Annotated in this window: 18 protein-coding genes; 12 read left to right on the top strand and 6 right to left on the bottom strand. The window is 60.2% G+C overall.

Going from position 1 to position 23,434, the window contains the following annotated elements; genetic code table 11:
* Positions 1-35: 35 nt before the first annotated feature.
* The 3 genes from JIN84_RS15975 to pelA form a co-directional block, all read right to left on the bottom strand.
* Positions 36-950, bottom strand: a complete 915-nt coding sequence (locus JIN84_RS15975; RefSeq protein ID WP_200352072.1) for an ABC transporter permease — start codon at positions 948-950, stop codon at positions 36-38.
* A 90-nt stretch (positions 951-1,040) separates the two neighbouring features.
* A complete protein-coding gene (locus JIN84_RS15970; RefSeq protein WP_200352071.1) occupies positions 1,041-1,805 on the bottom strand; it encodes a hypothetical protein in 765 nt (254 codons plus the stop codon).
* 566 nt (positions 1,806-2,371) lie between these two features.
* Entirely contained in the window at positions 2,372-3,427 is a 1,056-nt protein-coding gene (gene pelA, locus JIN84_RS15965; RefSeq protein ID WP_200352070.1) for a pectate lyase, read from the bottom strand.
* Between the two features lie 52 nt (positions 3,428-3,479).
* On the opposite strand from pelA, the gene JIN84_RS15960 reads away from it, so the two are divergent.
* Together JIN84_RS15960 and JIN84_RS15955 are read left to right on the top strand one after the other, a co-directional pair.
* Positions 3,480-4,589 (top strand): glycerate kinase family protein, encoded by a 1,110-nt coding sequence (locus JIN84_RS15960; protein ID WP_200352069.1) that lies wholly within the window; start codon positions 3,480-3,482, stop codon positions 4,587-4,589.
* A gap of 8 nt (positions 4,590-4,597) precedes the next feature.
* Positions 4,598-4,996, top strand: a complete 399-nt coding sequence (locus JIN84_RS15955) for a cupin domain-containing protein (RefSeq protein WP_200352068.1) — start codon at positions 4,598-4,600, stop codon at positions 4,994-4,996.
* A 27-nt stretch (positions 4,997-5,023) separates the two neighbouring features.
* Here the strand turns inward: JIN84_RS15955 and JIN84_RS15950 are convergent, their stop codons facing one another.
* Together JIN84_RS15950 and rhaM are read right to left on the bottom strand one after the other, a co-directional pair.
* Positions 5,024-6,460 carry a sulfatase gene (locus JIN84_RS15950; RefSeq protein WP_200352067.1) on the bottom strand — a complete coding sequence of 479 codons (1,437 nt, stop codon included), beginning with the start codon at positions 6,458-6,460 and terminating at the stop codon, positions 5,024-5,026.
* Between the two features lie 7 nt (positions 6,461-6,467).
* Positions 6,468-6,782, bottom strand: a complete 315-nt coding sequence (gene rhaM / locus JIN84_RS15945) for an L-rhamnose mutarotase (RefSeq protein WP_200352066.1) — start codon at positions 6,780-6,782, stop codon at positions 6,468-6,470.
* Positions 6,783-6,895: 113 nt separating this feature from the next.
* Between rhaM and JIN84_RS15940 the strand changes: the two genes are divergently transcribed.
* Positions 6,896-9,565, top strand: a complete 2,670-nt coding sequence (locus JIN84_RS15940) for a glycosyl hydrolase (protein WP_200352065.1) — start codon at positions 6,896-6,898, stop codon at positions 9,563-9,565.
* 172 nt (positions 9,566-9,737) lie between these two features.
* Positions 9,738-10,811 (top strand): LysM peptidoglycan-binding domain-containing protein, encoded by a 1,074-nt coding sequence (locus JIN84_RS15935; RefSeq protein WP_200352064.1) that lies wholly within the window; start codon positions 9,738-9,740, stop codon positions 10,809-10,811.
* Positions 10,812-10,887: 76 nt separating this feature from the next.
* On the opposite strand, the gene JIN84_RS15930 is transcribed toward JIN84_RS15935, so the two are convergent.
* Positions 10,888-11,598, bottom strand: a complete 711-nt coding sequence (locus JIN84_RS15930; RefSeq protein ID WP_200352063.1) for a L,D-transpeptidase family protein — start codon at positions 11,596-11,598, stop codon at positions 10,888-10,890.
* Between the two features lie 279 nt (positions 11,599-11,877).
* On the opposite strand from JIN84_RS15930, the gene JIN84_RS15925 reads away from it, so the two are divergent.
* From JIN84_RS15925 to JIN84_RS15890, 8 genes are all read left to right on the top strand, one after another.
* Complete coding sequence (locus tag JIN84_RS15925) at positions 11,878-12,066, top strand: hypothetical protein (protein ID WP_200352062.1); 189 nt, start codon at positions 11,878-11,880, stop codon at positions 12,064-12,066.
* 705 nt (positions 12,067-12,771) lie between these two features.
* Positions 12,772-14,802, top strand: coding sequence for a sulfatase family protein (locus JIN84_RS15920; RefSeq protein ID WP_200352061.1), 2,031 nt, complete (start codon positions 12,772-12,774; stop codon positions 14,800-14,802).
* A complete protein-coding gene (locus JIN84_RS15915) occupies positions 14,799-16,343 on the top strand; it encodes a sulfatase (protein WP_200352060.1) in 1,545 nt (514 codons plus the stop codon). The genes JIN84_RS15920 and JIN84_RS15915 overlap by 4 nt, the downstream gene beginning before the upstream one ends.
* Before the next feature lie 32 nt (positions 16,344-16,375).
* Positions 16,376-17,299: a TolB family protein gene (locus JIN84_RS15910; protein WP_200352059.1), complete on the top strand. Its 924-nt coding sequence runs from the start codon at positions 16,376-16,378 to the stop codon at positions 17,297-17,299.
* 279 nt (positions 17,300-17,578) lie between these two features.
* The gene (locus JIN84_RS15905; protein WP_200352058.1) at positions 17,579-18,202 is read left to right on the top strand and encodes a thioredoxin domain-containing protein; all 624 of its coding nucleotides are present in this window, start codon (positions 17,579-17,581) and stop codon (positions 18,200-18,202) included.
* Entirely contained in the window at positions 18,199-20,115 is a 1,917-nt protein-coding gene (locus JIN84_RS15900; RefSeq protein WP_200352057.1) for a two-component system sensor histidine kinase NtrB, read from the top strand. Before JIN84_RS15905 ends, JIN84_RS15900 begins: the two co-directional genes overlap by 4 nt.
* 10 nt (positions 20,116-20,125) lie before the next feature.
* Complete coding sequence (locus tag JIN84_RS15895) at positions 20,126-22,330, top strand: response regulator (protein ID WP_200352056.1); 2,205 nt, start codon at positions 20,126-20,128, stop codon at positions 22,328-22,330.
* A 390-nt stretch (positions 22,331-22,720) separates the two neighbouring features.
* Complete coding sequence (locus JIN84_RS15890; protein ID WP_200352055.1) at positions 22,721-23,353, top strand: hypothetical protein; 633 nt, start codon at positions 22,721-22,723, stop codon at positions 23,351-23,353.
* The last annotated feature ends 81 nt before the right edge of the window (positions 23,354-23,434 follow it).

Genomic DNA, 23,434 nt, shown 5'->3' with positions numbered 1-23,434 from the left:
GAAAATGGAGAAATGGAAACGAGACGCCCGGAAATTTAACCTCCCATACGCGCGATGAGGTGTGGCATCGCGATCCGGAAACCCACGAGACCAACAAAGGAGACAACCAGAGCACAGATTAAAATCAGGAAAAACGCGGGCAGATGGGTGAGCTCGTGTCCCGTCAGGCTCTGCCTCGCACTGATGATCAGCGGCGAGATGGGGTTCCAGACGGCCAGCCAGCCGGCGATTCCCTCGGTACGGGCGGGATAGACCACCGGGGTCAGCAACATGCCGAACGATGCCGCCATGGGAATGGCGCGTGTGACGTCACCATAAAATCCGGAGATGGGGGTGAGCGTGAGGCCGATGGCAAAGCCCGCGGTCATCAACGCGGCCATGGCCACGGGAAAGAACATCACGGTCGCCGACGGGGTCACATTCCAATAGATCATGACGGCCGAAAGCAGAACCATCCGGATCATGAAATTGAAGAGAACCATGTAGAGACCCGCCATCAGGATCGCTTCGCGTGGGAAATTGATCTTTGTCAGCATGCTTTTCGCCCCTCCCAAGGCGGCGGGAGAACTCGTGATGGAATCCACGAAAACCTGCCACAGAAGCGTCCCCATCATCGCGAAAGCGGGGTAAGGAACGCCTCCGGTATCGACTTTCACGATGCCCTGGGAGTCCAGGAAGATGAAGGTCATGGACGCCACCAACGGCGGCAGGAAGGCCCAGATATACCCAAAGAACGTCTGCCGGTATTGCGCGCTCAGATCCCGGACGAACAAGCGCCAGGCGAGCTCCCTTCCCGCCATCAGGTCCTTGGCGATGTTTTTGACAAGTGTCAACGGGTGCCCCAGAAGCGGCTCCGGTGAATAGGTCCTCACCGGAAGCTCGCGTGTCCGGGAACCGGAATCCGCGCCATGCGGGATGGTCGCATTTCTATTAGATGCAGTCGATGACATGATGAATGGAATTTAGATGTCCCAGGAACATCCGGTTTGGCTGGTGGCCGCTGTCATTTGGTTGGCGGCCATGCTCCATGAGGGTCACATTCAGGACGAATGTTTGACGAACTTGAGATCGCTCAGGGTGACTTTTTCAAAAAGCTCCCAGGCGGCGGCCCCGCTGGGAACTCCCCTCACGGCACCTTGGATGACACGGGCGTGGGCGGGGCGGTAGCGGGACAGCGCGCTCTTGAGACGGATGGGGCCGAGACGTTTCATCTGATCGCCCAACAAGCCCTCGCGATAGTCCGTGCCATCCATCCCCTCGACCCATACGGCGCGGAATGTGTGCACTTGTTGGGAATAGCCGACTCCCCTGCCCTTCAAAGGCTCGCGGAAGATGATGTGGTCGAAGACCAGCGACCGGCCATCGAGCTCCCACGTGATGGGCTTCTCCTTGGAGACCAGCTCCATGCCCAGTGATCCGAGGCAGATCTCCGGGGTATGGCGGAATGCCTCCAGAACGCTACCGGTATCCGTCCCATCCCATTCGAAGTAAGCGATATGGAGGCCGGTCCGATCATCGAGCTGTGCGTGCAGCACCTCCCCGCCGGAGCACCGCAATTTCGGGGCGGATGTCTGATAAATTTCCGGCAGCGGCGTGAATATCGGTTCCTTACGGGCATCGCCAGCCTTTCCACCCTGGGTGGCGGCATTGTCCTTGGACGCTGTGGATTGGTGCGTTTGGTAAGTGAGGACAGGATAAGAATCGCCCGAGTCCCTCGGATGCATCCACCACCAGGCGATCGCTTCTATCGAAACGAGCAGGACGGCAGCGCCGCCGATAATCAAACCAGATCCGGGAATAGCCATGGCAATAGGGAAGGTTACTGATTCAACTGACGTTTCAATCCCAAAGAGAAGCTTTCTCCTGTCAAAATCTCTATACGCTGCCGCCCTTGGTTGTCTCACCAGTTGTCAGAGAAAACCACGAAAACAGGGTATGTCGTTATTCGTTCGGGGGGAACAAGGGGGGGACCGCCGATATTCAAGGAGGCGCGGTCAACCTGCGCTGAAGCTGATAGACCGAAAGCCTAAGTTCAAGAAAAAATGAACAAACTTTGCCAAAACGGTTTGCAGCAGGCCTGAAAACATCATCACAAATCGTTGAAAACCAGATCACAATCCACCAAAAATAATCCGGACGTCCGATTCCCGAGCCGAGGGATGGAAAAAATACTTCGGATCATTTTACTAAAAAACGGGCGTTATTCATGGGGGCCAGGGACGCAAGTTTCCGCTCGATTTGCAGAATTTGATTCCCCGTCACTCCGATAGCACAAGCTGCGCCAAAACCGCGCGAGTTCGACGCAGGTTTGAAAAATACGGCATTCCAAAAAGCAGGCCGCCACCCATCCCCCTTCCTCCCCGTGGTCCGTTCAGGGGTGGTGCCGCTTTCTCCATCCGGGGTAGTCCTTTTCGAGCAGATCCCGCGGCCAGCTTCCGTACCATGAATAACCGTTCCTCCGTTCACGGCCGATTTCCGCCAACGAGGATTTTGGCGCGCCGTCCCGGTCGCAAAATACGGGCTGTTGTGTCTCCAGATCATAAAAACGCGCCCAGAGCGGTGGAGCGGCGGGATCGCCAATGACCACCAGATCGGCGGCATTCTGCGCCTGAGGATCGGACTGTTTCACCAACCGGATGCCCGTGAGCCTCGCGGCATCCATCCAGGAGACCGCCCCCTCCACGGCGGCGACAATTTCAGGAGAAGGTTTGTCGAGCGACATGAGCAGCCGGGTGATGGCCACGGATTCGGCACCGCTGAAGGAGGCCGGTTCGAAGGTTCTGGCCGGGCGGGGCCTATAGTCCAGTTCGTCATGCTGGGCGCACCAGACGGTGGGCTTCCCATCCACCCGGATCTGGCATTTCAGGATGCAGGAGACGCCATTTTCAAACGCCCTGCCCGCGGATTGGCGATCCACAGCGGGAACGAAGGAGTAAATCCCGGCGGTGTGAACCTCGCGGAGGAATTCCAGCAATCGGACCATCGCTCCATCATTGAAGGTGATGTGACGATGATACCCCTTCCCCGGCGGATAAAACTGCGGCCAACCGCCATTGGGATATTGAGCGTGGAGAATGTACGCAAGCCCTCTGGAGAAGGCGGCGCGCTCCGATTCCCGGCCGGTGCTGTTGAAACTCCGCGCAAGGAAACGAAGCTCATCGGTGGTGGCACCGTTGTCGAAGGTGGGTTTGAGATTCTCCCGATCTCCCGCATCGGGGTTCCCCGTGGTGTCCGTGTTTTTCGGCCAGCCCCCGGCAGCGGATTGGAACGACAGAATGTTCGCCGCGATCCGACCGCACTCTGCGGAAGCAAACCATGCGTCGTTTTTCTTCAGGTAATCCGCCGCGCCGCCCGCAAACGCACATGGCGACGGGGCAATCATGCAAACCGCTGCCAATGTGGAGGTGAAGTAAGGAAATGTGGACATGCCGGGCAGAATGGTATTTCCCGCCCCGGAAATGCGCCATAACCTATTTGGCATGCCACGCCGCTACCTGATCGCCCCGGACAAATTCAAAGGCTCGCTCTCGGCGCCGGATGCAGCGGCGGCCATCGCGGCGGGCATTTCACAGGGCGAGCCGGATGCCACGCTCGATCTCTGCCCGATCGCGGATGGCGGCGAGGGATTCATGGACACACTGGCCGCGGCCCTGCACGGAAGATGGATTTCCTGTCCCGCGGTGGACGCGCTGGGGCGGGAGATCACCAGCCGCTATGTGTTGGCTGTCACGGACGACGGGCCGATCGCAGTCATGGAAATGGCGGAAACCGCCGGCTTGTGGCGGCTCGGCCCCGGAGAGAGAGACCCGCTCGCCGCGACCACCTTCGGCGTGGGCATGCAGATGGCGCACGCGGTTTCCGAACACGCCGTGACCCGCATCATTCTCGGCATCGGCGGCAGCGCGACAAATGACGGTGGCAGCGGAATGGCTGCCGCCCTCGGCGTGGATTTCCTGACAGCATCCGGTGGCAAGGTCCGCCCCACGCCATCGAATCTGGACGATGTCTGTGAGGTGGATATGACGCGCCGCATCAGGCTTCCGGAAGTCATCGCCGCTTGCGACGTCGAGAATCCCCTGCTCGGACCACAAGGAGCGACCGCTATTTTCTCCGCACAAAAAGGCTCCACCTCGGAAACCCGGCCACAACTGGAAACCGCCCTCGCACACCTCGTGACGATCAGCGATGGCGAAGAAGCCGCACTCACGCCGGGGGCTGGCGCGGCGGGCGGGCTGGGCTTCGGTCTGCTGCATTTCGCCGGGGCGGAATTGATCTCGGGGTTCGACCTGCTGGCCGGACTGCTCCACCTGGAGGAAAGAATCCGCCAGGCGGATGTGGTGATCACCGGTGAAGGTTCCATCGACCACCAGAGTCTTTCTGGAAAAGGCCCGGTGGCGCTCGCCCGGCTGGCCGGAAGCCATGGCGTCCCGGTCATCGGCTATTGTGGCATCGCGGATGATGCCGCGCGCGGCAGCGGCGTTTTCCACTCCCTCCACGCATTGGCGGACGGCGGTTTGCCATTCGAAACCCTCATTTCCCAGGCCGGTCCGTTGCTCACGGAGCTGGTCGCCGGGAATCCCCCTCTCTGAATCATCTTATGAAAACTCCATTCATCACCGAAGCCGAAGCCATGAAGGAAGACTTCAAGGGCCGCACGAACTACTGGATGTGCCGCCCGGAAATCACCAATGCGGAGGGACTGCAAGTCTGCCGCGCGGTCCTGCCCGCGGGCGAGGGGCACAATTTCCACACGCATCCGGAGCTGGAGGAGGTCATCTATGTCCTGGAAGGCGAGGTGGAACAGTGGGTGGGTGAACAAAAACAGCTCCTCAAGGCCGGGGAAGCCGCGCACATGCTCCCGGGCGTGGTTCATGCGACGTTCAATCTTTCCGACAAGGATGCGGTGATCCTGGCAATCCTGACGCCTGGCTCGCAGGTGGGTCCGTTCATGGTCGATGTGAGCGGCGAGGAGCCGTGGGCCTCCATCCGCGGCTGATTTCGCCCGCAGAGCGCGTGATCCCGCTCATTTCCCGCCCTCCGCAGGAAGCTTGTCCTTCGCGTATTCCCTCACCATTTTCGCGAAATGCTCCACGGTGGCGGCGTTCTGCGGGAGATCGGCGAGATTGGTGAGTTCGTTCGGATCCTTGGCGGGGTTGACCAACATCCTCCCCGCCCCACGGCCGAAGAACTCGCCGTAGCGCCACTGCTCGGTCCGGACGAGGACGCCGCTGAAGGTTTTGCCATCCTCACTCCACACGGTGTAGGCGGGATGGTTCCATTCCCGGTCCGGGTTTCCAAGCAGAGGAGCAAGACTGCGGCCTTCCACGCCCATGGGCGGTGCCAGACCACAGAGCTCGGCCAAGGTGGGATACAGATCGATCATCTCCACAACACGCGTGCAGGTCCTCCCGGCGGTTTGTTCGCGGGGATCGCAGATGAAAAACGGCGTGCGCGCGCCTTGTTCCCATAGTGATCCGGCCTTGGACCACTTGCCTTTTTCCCCGAGCTGGTAGCCGTGATCCCCCCAGAACACGACGATGGTTTTCTGGCGCAGCCCGAGCGCGTCGAGTTCCGCCAGAACCCGTCCCACATTCCAGTCCATGAATGCGGCGGAGGCCATGTAGGCGCGGATCATTTCACGGGCCTCTTCCGGTGACGCGTCCCGCCCGATGAACAAATCCGCGTTTTTCGGACGGATGGAACCCGCGGGAAATCCGTCGGGCACGGTCGGACGCGTCGCGAAGTCCACGGGCAACGGGATGTCCTTCACCTCCCACAGATCATAAAACGATTGCGGAGCTTCCGGCGGGCTGTGGGGTTTGACAAATCCGCAGCCCAGGAAAAAGGGACGATCCTTGTTTTCCCGAAGGTATTTGATCGCCCGGTCCGCCGCCTTGTAGTCGCCGTGTTTTTCACCCTTGCCCTCCAGGACGATGCGGCTGTCGGATTTACCGTCCCGGACCTCGGGCGGAACCTCTTTCACCACATCGTCCGGGTCGGCTTCCTTGGTTGGCTTCGGAGCATCCTTCGGCACTCCGGCGAGCGTTCGGATCTGGCCGTCGATGCTCCACGCTTCTGTATCGTCGATGCCGCCGTGGAAAATCTTCCCCACCCGGATGGACGTGTAGCCGTGGTTCTTGAAATGCTTCGGCAGGCTGACCACCTCGGGATGCGCGTCGCCGAACCACGTCCGGTTTCCGATGACGCCGATGGTCGCCGGATAACGACCGGTCAGCATCGAGGCCCGGGAGGGACCGCACAGCGGGAACTGGCAGTACGCCCGGTCGAACTTCACACCGCTGGCGGCGAGGCGGTCGAGATTCGGTGTCTTGGCCAGCGTGCTCGCGTAGCAGCCGAGTTGGGTGCGCATGTCATCCGAGATGATGAGCAGCACGTTCATCTTCTCCGCCGCGCGGAGGCAGGCGAACGAGGCGGCCAAGAGGATCAGGATTCGTTTCATGTGCGTGCTATTCCGCGTGGAAAACCTCCGTCAGGGGGACACAGACCGGAGAGTTGTCAGGATTCACCTCCATGATGTCCGCCATGTGGTCCCACCACCGGCGCACCACCGGGTGACCCGGCAGGAAATCCGCGCGATGCCCATCCGCCAGTTTTTGCACGGCGAAGAGCGTGAGGGTTTCCTCATCCAGGAAAATGGAATAGTCTGAAACCCCCGCAGCGCCCAGGGCGTCGGAAAGCTCCGGCCAGATCTCATCGTGGCGTTTCCGGTATTCCGCTTGGTATCCCGGCTTGAGTTTCATTTTGAAAGCGTTTCGCGTCATGTTTTTTTCAAACGGAGGATTCTGTGCCGGAGCGTCGGTTCGCCGCCATGCGAATCGATTAACCCAACCGGGTTGCTGGAAATACGGCGCACGGGCGGCATAACGTTCGCTTCATGGCATTCCCATCGCTCCGCCTGTCTCTTGCCGCAGCCCTGATGCTGGGATGTCCTGGCTCCATCGTTGCGGCGGACTTCCCCGCCGATCCGCTCGCCTGGCCACCCGTCACCTCCACGAACAAGCCATGGACCCGCTGGTGGTGGCTCGGCAGCGCGGTGGACAAGAAGAACCTGACGCGGCAGCTCGAAGACTTCGCGCGGACCGGGCTCGGCGGTGTGGAAATCTGCCCCATCTACGGAGCGAAAGGCGCGGAGGACCGGTTCCTCAAATTCCTGTCACCCGCTTGGATGGAGGCGCTGGGCCATACGACGACCGAAGCGAAACGCCTCGGCCTCGGTGTCGACATGACGACCGGCACTGGCTGGCCATTCGGCGGCCCGCAGGTGACACCGGACATGGCGTCGGTCGGCCTCAAATGGATCCGGCAGGAAGCCACCGGTGGCACGCCATTCAAAATCGACCTGCCGCAGGGGAAAGTCGTTTGCCTCCACGCCTATCCGGAATCCGGCGAGGCCGTTGATCTGATGGAATCAACCCATGAAGGAAAATCCGGCTGGCAGCCACCCGCCGGAAAATGGACCGTTCTCGGCCTTGTCGCCCATTCGCCCGTCCAGCAGGTGAAGCGTGCGGCTCCCGGCGGCGAGGGAAATGTGCTGGACCCCTTTTCCGCCACGGCGATGGAGCGTTACCTCGGGCGCTTCGATGAGGCGTTCGGAAATTTCGCCGCACCGATGCCGCGCGCGCAGTTTCATGATTCCTTCGAGTATTACGCGGCGGAATGGACACCCGCGTTTTTCGACTCGTTCGTGAAAGCCCGTGGCTACGATCTGCGGGATCAGCTCCCGGCATTCTCCGGGCAGGGCGATCCGGATACGGTTTCCCGCGTGCGTGCCGACTACCGCGAGACACTGGGCGAACTCCATCTCGCCTACCTGAAGCGTTGGCACGACTGGGCGAAATCCCACGGCGGAATCACCCGGAACCAGGCCCACGGTTCGCCGGGAAACCTGCTGGACCATTATGCGGTATCCGAAATTCCCGAAACGGAAATTTTCAAGCACGTCGAGGAAGGCCAGATTCCGATGATGCGGATGGCCGCCTCCGCCGCCCACGCCAAAGGAAACAACCTCGTCAGTGCGGAGGCGTTCACCTGGCTGGACGAGCATTTCCAGGTCACTCCGGAAGAACTCAAGGAGGCCGCGGATTTCGTTTTTCTCAGTGGAGTGAACCACTTGTTTTTCCACGGCATCCCCTACTCTCCCGAAGACGCCCGGTGGCCGGGCTGGCTCTTCTATGCCTCCACACACATGGGCCCGAACGGCGGTCTCTGGCGCGATCTGCCGGCTTTCACCGCCTACATCCAGCGATGCCAATCCATCCTTCAGGAAGGCCGGCCTTCGCAGGATGTCCTGATCTACTATCCCATCCACGACATCTGGCATGGCAACCAGGAAAAGCTTCCGCTTTTCACCCTGCACAATCAGGACACCTGGCTTGCCCCGACACGTTTCTACCAGACCGCGATGGAGCTCTGGAACAATGGGATCACCCACAGCTTTGCCAGCGGTGACATGCTTTCGGACGCCACCGTCCTTGATGGGAAAATTGTCCTGGGCGGTCATGCCTATGGCGCGTTGGTTCTTCCGGGCGTGAAACGCATGACACCGGAGACCCTGGCCCGGATCACGGACCTCGTCCGCCAAGGCGCCAGGCTGGTGGTTCAGGAGGCATTGCCTGCGGAAGTTCCCGGATTTCACCGCAAACGGGAACGCGGTGCGGAGTTGTCAGCGATCGCGGAAAAACTCAAGACACAGGCCACGCTGATCCCCCCCGGAGGATCCATCGTTTCCGCTCTTTCACCACTGGTGCGCCGCGAGACAATGACCGCATCCGGCCTGCGCTTCGTCCGCAGGGCACATGATCAAGGGTATCATTATTTCATCGTGAACCGCGGCAATGAGACCTTCGACGGTCCGCTGCCACTCTCCGTTCCCTTCAAGAGCGCCGCGATTCTTGACCCATGGAACCCCGGACATACCGTGACCGTTCCCGGGAATGAAGGAAGCGTGCCGGTTCGGTTGGAACCGGGAGAGTCGGTTGTCATCCGCACTTTCACCGACCGGATCGTGGAGGGCAAGGCTTGGACAGCGGCACCTCCGGGAGCCCGGGAGGTCACCATCGGAGGACCTTGGAAAATCGACTTCATCGAAGGCGGTCCGTCCCTCCCGCCTCCCTCCGGAGACCTTCCGCCGGGAACCTGGACCAAGCTCCCCGGCGCGGCGGATTTTTCGGGCACCGCCCGCTACACCACCACGTTCCAAGCACCGCAGGATGTTACGGACGATTGTCTGCTGGATCTTGGAAAAGTGGCGAACACCGCACGGGTTTTCCTGAATGGCGAAGCCCTCGGCATCTCTTGGTGCGCGCCACACCACATCCGCCCCGGCAGGGCTTTGCGCCCGGGAGAAAACCTGTTGGAAATCGAGGTGACGAACCTTGCCGCCAACCGCATCGCGGACCTGGACCGCCGCAAGGTCCCTTGGAAACAGTTCCATGAAATCAACTTCGTGAACATCGATTACAAACTTTTCGATGCCGCCGGCTGGCCGGCCTTCGATTCCGGCCTGCTGGGCCCGGTCAGGCTGATGGTCCCGCTCCCGCCCTGACCGGTCGCTCCTAACCGTATCGGGCAAACCCTTCAACGATCCACGCCAACGGGCGGTTCTACGGAACCGCCCGTTTTTTTGGCGGCAAATGTCTCGAAAAGTGTCATAGTTAGTTAGCAAAGTTAAAATTTCACTTGATCTTAAAGGATATTTTTGAAAAACCTACTGCATCATGAAACCGCACCTGCTGTTTGCCACCCTTTCCCTGCTTCTCGCGTCACCCGTCGCGTTCGGTAAATCCGAACTGGAGACCTTGCGTTTGCGGTGTTCGGAGCAGGAACGCCAAATCCACCTGCTGGAGGATGAGAATTCCAAGCTGCGGGCGAATGGACACGAAGCGCAGGCCGCCTTGGCCAAACGCGCGGCCGCTCCAGCCGCTGCCTCGCGGGCCGACGATGCTTCAAGCGCTTCAACTGCCTCGTCTTACACCGTCAAATCGGGCGACAACTGGGAAAAGATCAGCCGCAAGATCGGCTCGTCCCCTCAAAAACTGGCAAAAGCGAATGGCTTGAAAGTCAGCTCTGTCATCCACCCTGGCCAGAAACTGAAGGTTCCGGCAGCCGCTGCAACCGGCGGATCATCCGCTGCGGTGGCAGCTCTCTCCACCCAGGAAGCAGCCTCACCGGGAGGTTCATACACGGTGCAACAGGGAGACACATTCTCCAGCATTTCTAAAAAACATAGCGTGAGCACCCAGTCGCTCATCGCCGCGAATCCGAAAATCAAACCCTCGGCGCTGCAGCCCGGTCAGGTTCTGCGTCTCGGCCGCACGGCTTCCGGCACTACCATGATCGCAGCCTCCAAGCGCCCCCTGGCGGCCGAAACCGATTCTCTCCCGGCGGTGAAGGCCCCGATGGCCCATCAGAACATCCCGGTTTCCATCGCGGAGCCGCTGGCCAAACCGGCCCCCACTCCGAAACCTTCTCCCGCACCAAAACCTGCCCCGACGCCGAAGCCCGCTCCCACCCCCAAGCCAGCTTCCACGCCGAAACCCGCTTCCATTTCTGCTGCGGTGGAGAAACCAGATCCGGCCCCCGCGAGCCAGCCAGTCGCGGAACCGGAACCACCCGCCCCACAGGAAAACAAGATCCGCGCCATCACGATCAACGGCGAGATGACCTACGGTGAATTCGCGAACCAACACGGAACCGATACCGCACGTCTGAACGCCCTCAACGGCCTGGATCTCACGACAGCAACCGTTCTGGCGAAAGGCTCGGAACTATACGTACCCGCCCAGCCATAAGCGAGCCGGGCCAGCCAGAATAAGAAAACCCGTCCGGTTTCCGGGCGGGTTTTGCTTTTTCTAAAAACGAAAAATTTCAACGATACATGATCGGCATTCCGTTCCGGTAGGTGACGGACTCCACACTGCCGTCCCCTCCCCGGTTCATGGTCCACGGTTGTTGCCGATCATGGCTTTCAAGATCCCTCTCGCTGCGTCTGCTGGGAGCGTGGGTGATCACAACCGGTGTGCCGACACTCACCACGTCGTACACCAGGGGTACGAATTCCTTCGGCAGACGGATACATCCGTGCGAAGCGGGTTTTCCCGGCTCGGGAATGAGGCCACCATGCATCCCGATGCCATATGAGGTCAAACGCATCCAATAGGGCATGGGGGCCGGGACATAAACCATGCCTGCCGGGACCTTGTCGTTATATTTCGCGTCGCCATCGGTGACGTTGCCATATTCATCCTCAAACCAACCATAGCGGTTGGAATACTTGTCCTCGATTTTTTCGGTGATCTTATAACTTCCGTCGCTGGTTCCGTGCCCCTCCTTGCCCGTGGCGACGTAGCACCAGCCGATGTCACGGTCGCCGCGTTTGAACTCCGCGATCTGGTCGGTCAGGCTGATGCGCACGGACACCTTTCCCTCGCCACCGTCATCGTACCACTTGTAGAGTTGTTTCTTCGGTTTCAACGATGCCAGCGGAGCAGGGGCGGGGCCGCCGACACCACATGAGGATGAGACCAGAGCCAGAACCGCACTTGAGAGGGCGAGGAGTGAGGAGGGTGAAACGCGCATGAATCAAATATCGGCTGTGAGTCGGACAAGAGCCGCGACGAATTCCGCATTTCCCGCCCACACTTTTTTTCCTGCTGATTCTATAGGAGTGAAAATCCCTTGGGTCAAGTGAACGGAAGAGGTATCTCGTGTCCGGCGGTGTGGACGGATGACACACATGGAAGGATCCCCGGGATGTTGTGGCGGATGGAGGGACACCCGCCCCTCGCTACCGCGCCACGATCTTTCCACAAATCCGCTCTGGACGAATCCGAGATCCGCGACGACCGGGTTATGATCATGAGCGAAAACACGGCCCGCAACATCAGCATCGACCTCACGGACGATGAATTCGTCAGGCTTCACGCGGCGGCTTCCGCGGATGGCCTGGAGGTGAATGACTTCATCGTCGCCACCTTGAGGAAGCATGCCCGTATCGCCGAGGAAATAGAAACCCTCCGGCAGGACGATTCCGCGCCGGAAACCTGAGGAGCGCGCCGGGTCACCGCAGCTTGATTTGATATCCCCTGCCGGCGGGAAGGTTCACAATTCTTCATCTTGGAAAAAGTCTTCCGCCTTGAACTCAAACCGCAGCCCGCGGTTGGGCCCGCTGACGATCTGGCAAAAACGGCCTCCGGTCTGAACAGGCCCCGGACTGAGATGCACGCCGATCTGGCACAACGTCCCGGCACCGACCGACAATCCCGGGGTATCCCGAAGCACATAGGTTCCCCGCGTGTTCCGGATCCATATCTTGGAGGGTGAGATGTTCCTGCCGAGCCGGCGGAACATGGCGTCCTCGTCATCGAGGAAATCGAAGCGATCCCTGGTTCGCCGAACGGGGAAGGATGCCCGGAGGGAGTGATGAGAACGGGACGACAGTTCTCCTTCGTCGTCGATATTTGCGATCATTGTTTCCCAGACCTTGTGCTTGCTTGAAATCAACCGCCGCTTGTGAAATGGCGAAACCACCGGATGCGCCGCACAAGGATGCGTAGGAAACATCGACGGCCCGATCTAACATAACAGATGCGTGGCGTCAATCAAAACATTATAAAACAACCCAATTAAGTATTGTTTTAAAATTGACAACCCCGGCCGCTCCCATAAGCTCCGCCCGCGTGGCGAAAACGTTCGCCATGATTTCTCGGAAGAATACCAGACCTCTGGATGATCCGGCCAATGCTGTTCATCATGAAAGGGTTTGTTCCATCGCTCATCGGTTTCTCGTCCCGTCTGATACTGCCGTTTTTCCTGACGCGGGCGGTCTTGGCAACGGAAAACAGCCCCAATATCGTTTTCATCCTCGCGGACGACCTCGGTTATGGAGACGTCTCCATCTACAATCCGGAATCGAAGATCAGGACGCCTCACCTTGACCGCCTCGCCGGGCAAGGCATGCGTTTCACCGACGCGCATGCTCCGAGTTCCGTCTGCACTCCCACCCGCTATTCAATCCTCACGGGCCGTCTGGCATGGCGGTCTCCGTTGAAGTCCGGCGTCCTGCCTCCCTGGGGCGCGCCCCTCATCGACGCGAAACGCCTCACCGTGTCCGCTTTTCTCAAGCAGAATGGCTACCGGACCGCCGCCATCGGAAAATGGCACCTCGGATGGACCTGGCCTACCCGCGACGGACAGCCGCCCGCCAGCGGAGCGGACCGCCTCAGCAACGTGGATTTCACCAAGCCCGTTACCGGCGGTCCCACCGACCGGGGATTTGATTACTATTTCGGTGTCGATGTTCCCAACTATCCGCCCTATGTGTATATCGAAAATGATCGCACCGTGGGCATCCCGGCGGAAGCAAGCGGCCCTGCCTACAACCGTCCCGGTCCCGCACTCCCGGGCTGGGATTGGACCAACGTCCTGCCGGAAATCACAAGGCGCGGTGTCACCTATATCGAGGAAGCCGGGAAAAAGTCCGGACCGTATTTCCTCTATGTTCCGCTCACGTCGCCCCACTACCCCGTCGTCCCCACGCCGGAGTTCCGGGGAAAGAGCGGCGCGGGCGATTATGGAGACTTCGTGCTGCAGACAGATGACGCCGTGGGGCGGATCCTCGATGCCATCGACCGCTCGGGACAGGCGGAGAACACGCTCGTCATTTTCACCAGCGACAACGGCCCCGAGGTCACGGGCGAGGTGAAGCCGGGTGTCTATGACCGGGTGAAGCAATACGGTCATTCGAGTTCGGGCGGCCTCCGGGGGGCGAAGCGGGACCTGTGGGAAGGAGGACACCGCGTGCCGTTTATCGCCCGCTGGCCACGCAGGATCAAACCCGCCCTCACGTCGGAAACGACGATCAGCCATGTGGACTTCTTCGCCACAGCCGCCGCCATCCTCGGGAAACCGCTGGATCCGGAGGCCGCTCCCGACAGTTTCAACATTCTCCCGGCCCTTATCGGTGAACCTTCCGGACAGGTGCGCCCGGCGACCATCCACCACGGGCAGAACGGCAACCTCGCCATCAGGCAGGGAGACTGGGTTTTCATCAACGCACCCTCCGGCGACGGCAATCGCGAACCCTCCTGGCGGAAGGAGGAATGGAAGATCCAACCACACGACGAGCAGGCCGAACTCTTCAACCTGAAGGACGATCCCCGCCAGACCAGGAACCTCTATTCTGGAAACCGCGACAAAGCCCTTGAATTGAAGTCATTGCTGGATCGTTTCATTTCCACCGGCCGCAGCACGCCCGGCCCGGACCTCGCCAACGACCCCGCGTCCAAGGACAGATCTCCCTCCCGCTCGAACGCGACAGCAAGCGGTCCGTGGAAATCCGGAGACGTGCTGGATGCCGCAAACGCTCCGAAAATCTCAGGCCGCGGGTTCACCTTCAACGCCCGCATCACTGCGGAGAAAAACGAGGGAGTCATCGCCGCCCAAGGAGGCGCCCGGCATGGATACGCGCTTTATCTGCAGGACGGAAAGCTGGTCTTCGCCCTCCGCACGGACGCGAAACTCACCACGGCCAGCGCGCCGGCTCCACCCCTTCACGAAGCGACGGACATCGAGGCAACCTTGGAAAATTCCGGAAAACTCACGCTGAAGATTCAAGGCGAAACCGCCGCCACCGGCCAAGCTCCGGCCGTCATCGCCCAACACCCGGGCGACCCGCTCAGCATCGGCAGCGACGCGCGGTCTCCGGTAGGCCCCTACCCCTCTCCAAACCCTTTTCAGGGTAAGATCGAACAAGCACGCATCCACCTCCAGAATCCCGAATGACAATTCCCATCCCCCCCGTATCCCGTATTCTCCTGCTTCTTTCCGGGCTGATCACTTTCAGCCATGCCGCCCCCAAGAACGTGCTTTTCATCGCAGTGGATGATCTCAAGCCGAGCATCGGCGCGTATGGTGACAGACTGGCAAAAACGCCGAACATCGACAGGCTCGCGGCCCGCGGACTGTTGTTCGAGAGCGCCTACACCAGCCAGGCGCTTTGCGCGCCATCGCGGAACGCGCTGTTCACCGGCCTCCGCCCGACGACGCTCGGCCTTTATAATTTCGAAGCTCACTTGCGGGACGCCCTGCCGAACGCGGTGACACTGCCGCAGCAGTTCATGAGAAACGGCTATCGCTCGGAAGCGGTCGGCAAGCTGTTCCACGTCGGCCGGGGGCTTCCGGACGACAGGAAATCCTGGAGTGTCCCATTCCTCGATCCCTCGGCACCGGTTTACGCGTTGAAGGAAAGTGAAGCGGCCGCCGACATGACCACGCGTGAAAAAAGAAACCAACGTGGCGCTTTCTACGAGTCGGCGGAGGTCGCGGATGAGACCTATGTCGATGGAAAAATCGCCACACAGGTCATCAATCGTCTGAAAGCCGCGAAGGCACGGCCTGACACTCCGTTTTTCATTGCGGCCGGATTCCACCGCCCTCACCTGCCATTCGTCGCTCCGAAAAAATATTGGGATCTCCACGATCCGGCGAAGTTCAAGCTTGCTCATTTCCGCACCGCTCCGGAAGGGGCGCCATCCGCATCCATGCGCCCGAACAGCGAGCTCGGCATCTACAGGGGCATTCCCTCCAACGGCGTCGTGGATGAAGCGACGCAACGGAAACTCATGCACGGTTACTACGCCGCGGTGAGTTACACCGATGCGCAGGTCGGCAAGGTCATCGACGCCCTCGACCGCCTCGGACTTGCGGAAAATACCATCATCGTCCTGTGGGGGGATCACGGATGGCACCTCGGCGATCACGGGCTGTGGGCGAAAATGACCAATTTCGAAGAAGCCACACGCATCCCCCTGATCATTTCGGCCCCCGGCGTGACAACGCGGGGTTCCAAGACAAAATCACTCGTCGAATCCATCGACATCTACCCCACCCTTCTGGAACTTGCCAATCTGCGGCGGCCGAATTCCACCCCGAAGCTTGAAGGAAAAAGCCTTGTTCCCATCCTCAGAACGCCAACCGCCAGCGTGAACGATCACGTCCTGCAGGTCATCCCCCGTCAAAAGCTGCTTGGCCGGTCGCTGCGGACCAGCACCCACCGTCTGGTGGAATGGAAAAGGCCCGGAGCCGCCGCGCATACCGCGAAGGTGGAACTCTACAACTATTCCACCGATCCTGAGGAGAAGAAGAATCTCGCCGCCAGCCAGCCCAAGCTCGTCGCCAGGCTTCGTCAGAAACTCCACGCCTACCCCGAAGCGAAACCCCAGTTCGTCCGCGGTCGCGCAGGCTCGGCGGCGGATCCAACCATTGATCTCCTTTTCTTCAACAGGGACAAGGAGGGACAGTCCGAGGATCGTCCGGAACCCTGAAAAACCGCACGATCCCCACTCATTTCATCCGCATGAAGGTCCCTGCCGTTCTTTTTTTCGTGACCGCGCTGGCCGCCGCCGGGCCGGTGCCCCCGAATGATTTCCCCGCTCCGAAACCGGTCACCACGCCGGGCGGCTCAACCGACTATTGGCCTGCGTTCTCCCGGGATGGGAAAGACATCATCTTCAGCAGACGTTCCAAGGAAACGGCATGGCAGCTCATGACCGTTCCCGCAGACGGCGGAAACACCCGGCCGCTGTTCGATCCCAAACCATCCGCGGTCGCCACCCGGGTAAGCCGCTCGGCAGGCGGACGTCTCGCGTTCGCCGGAGCGAACACCCTCTGGATCACGGACGCGGAAGGACGCAATCCAAAACGGCTCGATCTCAAGGGGGTGGACGGGACAGCTTCCTACCCGTCCTGGTACCCGGATGAGGAACATCTTCTCATCGTCGCCTATCAGAAGGAGAGCGGTGGTGTCCTGTATCGGGTGGACATCGGCTCCGGCAAGGCGACGGCCCTCACAAACCCCGAGGAAATCCATTGCGGCATGCCCAATGTATCTCCGGATGGGAAGTTGGTGATCTTCGCAGGCCAGAAGAACGACGGGCAGGTTTACGACCAAAAGAAAAATCTCATTTGGATCATCGCCGGGGATTCTCCAGCCAAGCCTCTCACCCCGCACCAGGGCCGTGCGGCGACCTGGTCGCCCGACGGGCGCCGGATCGCCTATGAATCCACTGCGGGAAGTCCCGGCGGGCGGCTTCACGCCCTATTCCTGATCGATCCGGATGGCCGGGAGAATCGCCGCATCACGTCCTATCAATGGGACGCCAACCATCCGGTCTGGTCACCCGATGGGAAATCCCTGGCGTTCTCGATCAAGGATTCGGACAACCCCCAACGCTCGAGGATCGCCACCCTTCCGGTTCCTGTGGTTTCGGACTCCCTTTGAGTGGATTTCGAACCGACCCAGACGCGGTGACTCGCATCGTATCTGGCCCCACCCCTGCAAAGATTGCAGAACGCAATAAGTTTATCGCCAAGTTCGAGGCTTGATGTTCCACTAAATTTTGCAGTGCGCTTGATAATAGACAGAAATTTCGCAGGGGACGATAATATGGGGATCGACAATGATTTCCAAGGGTTTCTATGGAACCGCCGCTGCGGTCCGCAATGTAGTCATTGTGATTTGAATCGCATTGAGTCATAGAAGTCCCAACACGACACTGTCATGAAAAAGCAGTCCTTCCATTCCGGGATACTCGCGGCGGTCATCTGGCTGCTGGTGGTGGTCGGCGGCATGGGTGCGCTCATGAAATATTCCATGACACCCGGGCCCGCCACGGGGATCCCCACAAGTTGGCCGGTTTCCAGCCGCATCGCTCTGGATGTCACAAAACCGAATCTGATTCTCTTCGCCCACCCGCACTGCCCCTGTACGGCGGCGACGATCGGTGAGCTGGAGATCCTGATGAATGACCGCCCCGGCAGGCTCAACGCCCAGGTATGGTTCATCAAGCCCGAAGGAGTGTCCAAGGGCTGGGAGGAAACAGCCCTCTGGCGGAAAGCCTCCGCCATCCCCGGAGTCACGGTTCACCGGGACGATGACCTGTCCGAAGCGAAGCGGTTCCACGCGGGGACCTCCGGCCTCACCTTGGTTTACGCACCGGATGGACACCTTCTCTTCCAAGGCGGCATCACCCTCTCCCGGGGGCACGCCGGCGACAACGCAGGACGCGACGCCATCATGGCGCTCCTGGATCAGAAACAGCCACAGGAATTTCACACGCCGGCTTACGGCTGCCCGCTCTCCGGGGACGACTGCCAACCGGAACAAACCGTATGCAAACCATGACAGGTCCAGACGTCGCAACCAAATCGAGAACGGTTGAACTGTTCCAAGAGGCGCAATCCAACGTACACCGCCACACGGACCGTTTGTTCGCGAACCTGATGATCATCCAATGGCTCGCCGGCATCGTCGCGGCGCTGGTGGTTTCTCCACGGACGTGGATCGGAACCGACAGCCAGACCCACCTGCACGTGTGGGTTGCCATTTTCCTCGGCGGAGCCATCACCGGATTTCCCGTCTTCCTGGCTTGGAAGAAGCCGGGTGATGTCCTGACCCGCCATACCATCGCCGTCGCGCAGATGCTGTATTCCGCGCTGCTCATCCACCTCACGGGCGGACGCGTGGAAACCCACTTCCATGTCTTCGGATCACTGGCGTTCCTCGCCATCTACCGGGACTGGCGGGTGCTGGTTTCCGCCACCGTCGTGATCGGCATCGACCACTTCGCGCGGGGGTTGTTCTGGCCGCAGTCCGTTTTCGGCATCGCCACCGCCAGTCATTGGCGCTGGCTGGAACACGTGGGCTGGGTCGCTTTCGAGGATGCGTTCCTGCTGGTCTCCACGCGCCAGAGCCTTCGCGACATGTATGAGGTCGCCTCCCGGCGCGCCGTTCTGGAAACGAACAACGCGAGGATCGAGCAATTGGTCACGGAACGCACCGCCGAGCTGGTCGCCACCCACCAGGAACTGCGTGGCAGCGAGGACCGCTTCGCCAGCGCCTTCGAGCATGCTTCGATCGGCATGGCCCTGGTTTCACCGGAAGGCCATTGGCTCAAGGTGAACCGGGCTCTCTGCGAACTGCTCGGCTACACACCGGAAGAGCTGTTCACCCAGACTTTCCAGGACATCACCCACCCGGACGATCTGGATATCGACCTGGCCCACATGCAGTCGGTCATCGACGGAAAGGCACCCTCTTATCAGATGCAGAAGCGGTATCTGGACAAGGAGGGCCGTCTGGTATGGGTGCTGTTGAGCGTTTCCCTGGTCCGCGACGCGGATGGGAAACCCCTGCACTTCATCTCCCAGATCCAGGACATCACGGAACGCAGGAGGGCGGAAGCGTCGCTTGATGCGGTTCAAGGCGAGCTGATCGAAGCCTCGCGCAGGGCGGGAATGGCCGAGGTCGCCACCAGCGTGCTGCACAACATCGGCAACGTCCTCAACAGCGTGAATATCTCGTGTGCGATGGTATCCACCAAGGTCCGGAATTCCCGTGTCGGCAGCGTGATGAAGACCGCGGAACTGCTCGACGAGCATTCGACCGATCTCGCGGGCTTTTTCGCCAACGATCCGCGCGGCCCCCAACTGCCCGGATTCCTCCGCAAGCTCGCGGCGAGACTCGAGGAGGAACAATCGAGCGTCATCGCCGAGTTGCAGTTGCTGGAGAAAAACATCGACCACATCAAGGAGGTCGTCGCCATGCAGCAGAGTTACTCGAAGGGCTCCGGCGTCACGGAAATCGTCAACGTGGCGGATCTCCTGGACGACAGCCTCCGCATGAACGGAGACGCCCTCGCCCGTCACCGGGTGGAGGTCATCCGCGAGTATTCCAAGGTTCCTCCCATCACCGTCGAAAAACACAAGGCGGTCCAGATCCTCGTCAACCTGATCCGCAATGCCAAACAGGCCTGTGACGAGTCGCTGAGAAAAGACAAGTCGATGACCGTGCGCCTCACCGGCACCGAGAAAGGCGCGCGGATCGAGATCATCGACAACGGCATCGGCATCGCGCGCGAGAACCTCACCCGCATCTTCGAACACGGCTACACCACGAAGCCTCAAGGACACGGATTCGGTCTCCACAGCGGTGCCATCGCTGCTCGGGAACTCGGAGGTTCGCTCACCGTCCACAGCGAGGGGACCGAACAAGGCGCCACATTCATTCTTGAACTCCCGCTCGCCCCGAACTCTTGATTCCCCAGAGATGAACCCAGCCACTCCAAGTCATCCCCCGGCCGCCGATCCCCCCCACCGCATCCTGGTGGTGGATGACAACCGGGCGATCCACGAAGATTTCCGCAAAATCCTCGAGGGAGATCCGGTCGTGGATGACTTCGAGGACGAGGACGCGGCGTTTTTCGGCACCGCTTCCACCGCGCCGAAGAAAACGCAGTTCAAACTGGATTTCGCCTCCCAAGGACTTGAGGCGCTGGAGATGGTGGCGGCCTCCAGGGAAAAGGGCTACCGGTATTCGCTCGTCTTCATGGATGTCCGCATGCCTCCCGGTCTGGATGGCATCGAAACGACCGCGCGACTGTGGGAGATCGACCCCGATGTCCAGATCGTCATCTGCACCGCCTACTCCGATTATTCATGGGAGGGAATGGTCGAGCGGCTGGGCCTGACAGACCGCCTGCTCATCCTCAAGAAACCCTTCGACGTGGTGGAGGTGATCCAGTGCGCCCACGCCCTGACCGGAAAATGGCTCCTCCTCCAGCAGACCCGCCTTCATGCGGAGAAGCTGGAGTGCGCCGTCCGGACCCGGACCGCGGAACTTGAAAAAACCAATCTCCAGTTGAATGAAACGCTTGGAGAACTGTCGATCGCCCGTGATGAGGCGCTGGAATCCGTCCGTCTGAAGAGCCGCTTCCTGGCGAACATGAGCCATGAGATCCGCACGCCGATGAACGGAGTCATCGGCATGGCGGAACTCCTGCTCCATACCGAACTGAATGCCGACCAGCGCGATTACATCGACACGATCCGCGGCAGCGCGGATCTTTTGTTGAATCTCATCAACGACCTGCTCGACTCCTCCAAGATCGAGTCCGGCTCCCTTCATTTCGAGACCAGCGACTTCGATCTCAACATGGTGGTCGAGGGCACGTTGGACATCGTCGGCAGCATCGCCCGGCACAAGGGCCTGGAACTGGTCGGCTATGTCGGCAAGGATGTCTTCGCCAATCTGCGGGGGGATCCCGGCCGGCTGCGCCAGGTCCTCACCAACATTCTCAGCAATGCCGTGAAATTCACCAACGACGGCGAGGTGATCCTCAATGTCTCGTCGCTGGAGGAAACCGAAACGGAAACCCGCCTGCTCTTCGAGGTGCGCGACACCGGCATCGGGATCGCCAAGGATCTGTGCCTGAGAATTTTCGAACCATTCGTGCAGGCCGACGGTTCGGATGCCCGGAAATACGGCGGCACGGGCCTCGGACTCAGCATTTCCCGCCAGATCGTCGAGGCGTTGGGCGGGGAGATCGGCGTCGAGAGCGAACCCGGCGAAGGTTCGAGGTTCTGGTTCAGCGCCGGTTTTCAAAAGCAGACCGGCCAGTCCCCCCAGGCTCCCGCGGTCGTGGATTTCCCGGAAGACATGCGTGTCCTCGTGGTGGATGACAACGCGACCAACCGCAAGATCCTGCAGCTCCAGCTTTCCAATCTCCAGATGAGCTCGACCAGTGCCAGCGGAGGACAGGAGGCCATGGAAATGCTGCGCAAGGAAAACACCGGCGACGCCCCCTTCACCCTCGCCCTGCTGGACATGCAGATGCCCGGCATGGACGGCCTGTCCCTGGCCAAGCTCATCAAGTCGGACCCGGCCACTTCCGGCACACGCCTCCTGCTGCTCAGTTCTCTGGGCGACCACCTTTCCGAATCCATCCTGACGGAGGCCGGCGTGGAAGGCCATCTGGTCAAACCGCTCAAGCAAACGCGCCTGCACTCCGCCTTGAGCACCATCCTCAGCCACCATTCCAGCGGAGCCGCTGCCGGGCCCGCCGCCTCCAAGCCAAGCAACGACATGCAAAAACCTGTTTCCAGCCTCCGCATCCTCCTCGCCGAAGACAATCTGGTGAACCAAAGGGTGACGCTCCTGCAGCTCCAGCGCCTCGGCTACACGGCGGACGTCGCGAAGGATGGCTTGGAAGTGCTGTCCGCTCTGGAAAAGACCCCATACGATGTGATCCTCATGGACTGCCAGATGCCGACCATGGACGGATACGCCGCGACACGGGAAATCCGCCTCCGCCATACCCGTCCCATCCACATCATCGCCATGACCGCGAATGCCATGCCGGAGGAACGCGACATGTGCCTGGAAGCCGGAATGGATGCGTTTCTCAGCAAGCCGGTGTCACCACCGGTTCTCGGAGACCTTCTGGAGAAGGTCATGGTCCAGGCAACCGCATAGCCTTGTCGGGGGCGGCTGTTACCGGAAGAACCTGATCCGACTCGAGGCACGGGCCGGAGTCGTGACGGCTTCAACAACCACACATCCGGCTGGCAGCCATTGTCCGGAGTTCAAGCTTCAGTTGACAGCGCCAGCTTGCTCTTTCGAATGGTAATCCGAACTTCGTTGAAGAAGCGGAGGCCTGTGAACATGCTGTGGTTCGTGAAAGAGCTGGAGTCTTGTGAAAGACCACGCTGGAGCGGTCCGCTGAAGCGTGAACTCCGGACATCGCAAAGGACTGACACGATTTTTCCAAATTCCGGAAATATCTTTTGGCAATCCATATACCGAAATTTTAAAAACGACTTGATCCGGCGCGATGATTTTTGTTAGTGGGACGTCAATGTCATTATGAAAACCTATCTTGTCGGAATAGCGGTGCTTGCCACCATCCAGTCGCCGGCACCCGCCGCCACGATCTATAGCGGCTCTCAAAACCTCACCGTCTCGGCGGTGGATCTGGAAGGCATCTACATCAACTTTGAAACCGGAAGCATCGTGAACGTGTTTCCCGCCGGTTTTGATGACGGACCTTGGCTCAATATCACCTTGGGCGGATATGGTATTTTCAATGGGGAGCTGCTCAGGCCGGTGGCCGTCAGCGCCACCAGCACCTATGATCCCGAGGAGGAAACCGACCATTACCTCAATGTGCCGGTGGGAACCACGATCGACGTTTCCTCCGCATTCATGACGGATGCCTGGGCTTCGCAATATCACACCGCCGCAACCGCGGTCGCGGGCAAATTCGTCCCGGACGAGCCCGGCATCCTGGCTTTCGAGTTCACGAAGGAGGCGGGATCCACGATCCACCATGGCTGGCTGCGTTTCATCCCCGGCAATGTCGAGGGAACGATCGTCGACTGGGCGTTCGAGGATACGCCGGGCCAGGCCATCCAGGCGGGAATCATTCCGGAACCATCCTCCGTTGCGATCGCAACAGTCGTCTTGTTCGGAACAATGCTGGGGCGCCGCCGCATCTGACCACCCCGGGCGGCGTTTCATGACGGCCCGACATCCCGCCTGATCCAACGGTCGGGAATGCCGATGAGAAGTGGCTCAACA

The sequence above is a fragment of the Luteolibacter yonseiensis genome (genome assembly GCF_016595465.1).
Classification (GTDB): domain Bacteria; phylum Verrucomicrobiota; class Verrucomicrobiia; order Verrucomicrobiales; family Akkermansiaceae; genus Luteolibacter; species Luteolibacter yonseiensis.
The sequence above is the reverse complement of the archived record's forward strand: the minus strand, read 5'-3'. Positions and strand labels throughout refer to the sequence as shown.

What these genes read in the sequence shown, in the direction of transcription:
- JIN84_RS15975 (WP_200352072.1), bottom strand. Translation starts at nt 950, where the DNA reads ATGTCATCGACTGCATCTAATAGAAATGCGACCATCCCGCATGGCGCG.
- JIN84_RS15970 (WP_200352071.1), bottom strand. Translation starts at nt 1,805, where the DNA reads ATGGCTATTCCCGGATCTGGTTTGATTATCGGCGGCGCTGCCGTCCTG.
- pelA (WP_200352070.1), bottom strand. Translation starts at nt 3,427, where the DNA reads ATGTCCACATTTCCTTACTTCACCTCCACATTGGCAGCGGTTTGCATG.
- JIN84_RS15960 (WP_200352069.1), top strand. Translation starts at nt 3,480, where the DNA reads ATGCCACGCCGCTACCTGATCGCCCCGGACAAATTCAAAGGCTCGCTC.
- JIN84_RS15955 (WP_200352068.1), top strand. Translation starts at nt 4,598, where the DNA reads ATGAAAACTCCATTCATCACCGAAGCCGAAGCCATGAAGGAAGACTTC.
- JIN84_RS15950 (WP_200352067.1), bottom strand. Translation starts at nt 6,460, where the DNA reads ATGAAACGAATCCTGATCCTCTTGGCCGCCTCGTTCGCCTGCCTCCGC.
- rhaM (WP_200352066.1), bottom strand. Translation starts at nt 6,782, where the DNA reads ATGACGCGAAACGCTTTCAAAATGAAACTCAAGCCGGGATACCAAGCG.
- JIN84_RS15940 (WP_200352065.1), top strand. Translation starts at nt 6,896, where the DNA reads ATGGCATTCCCATCGCTCCGCCTGTCTCTTGCCGCAGCCCTGATGCTG.
- JIN84_RS15935 (WP_200352064.1), top strand. Translation starts at nt 9,738, where the DNA reads ATGAAACCGCACCTGCTGTTTGCCACCCTTTCCCTGCTTCTCGCGTCA.
- JIN84_RS15930 (WP_200352063.1), bottom strand. Translation starts at nt 11,598, where the DNA reads ATGCGCGTTTCACCCTCCTCACTCCTCGCCCTCTCAAGTGCGGTTCTG.
- JIN84_RS15925 (WP_200352062.1), top strand. Translation starts at nt 11,878, where the DNA reads ATGAGCGAAAACACGGCCCGCAACATCAGCATCGACCTCACGGACGAT.
- JIN84_RS15920 (WP_200352061.1), top strand. Translation starts at nt 12,772, where the DNA reads ATGAAAGGGTTTGTTCCATCGCTCATCGGTTTCTCGTCCCGTCTGATA.
- JIN84_RS15915 (WP_200352060.1), top strand. Translation starts at nt 14,799, where the DNA reads ATGACAATTCCCATCCCCCCCGTATCCCGTATTCTCCTGCTTCTTTCC.
- JIN84_RS15910 (WP_200352059.1), top strand. Translation starts at nt 16,376, where the DNA reads ATGAAGGTCCCTGCCGTTCTTTTTTTCGTGACCGCGCTGGCCGCCGCC.
- JIN84_RS15905 (WP_200352058.1), top strand. Translation starts at nt 17,579, where the DNA reads ATGAAAAAGCAGTCCTTCCATTCCGGGATACTCGCGGCGGTCATCTGG.
- JIN84_RS15900 (WP_200352057.1), top strand. Translation starts at nt 18,199, where the DNA reads ATGACAGGTCCAGACGTCGCAACCAAATCGAGAACGGTTGAACTGTTC.
- JIN84_RS15895 (WP_200352056.1), top strand. Translation starts at nt 20,126, where the DNA reads ATGAACCCAGCCACTCCAAGTCATCCCCCGGCCGCCGATCCCCCCCAC.
- JIN84_RS15890 (WP_200352055.1), top strand. Translation starts at nt 22,721, where the DNA reads ATGAAAACCTATCTTGTCGGAATAGCGGTGCTTGCCACCATCCAGTCG.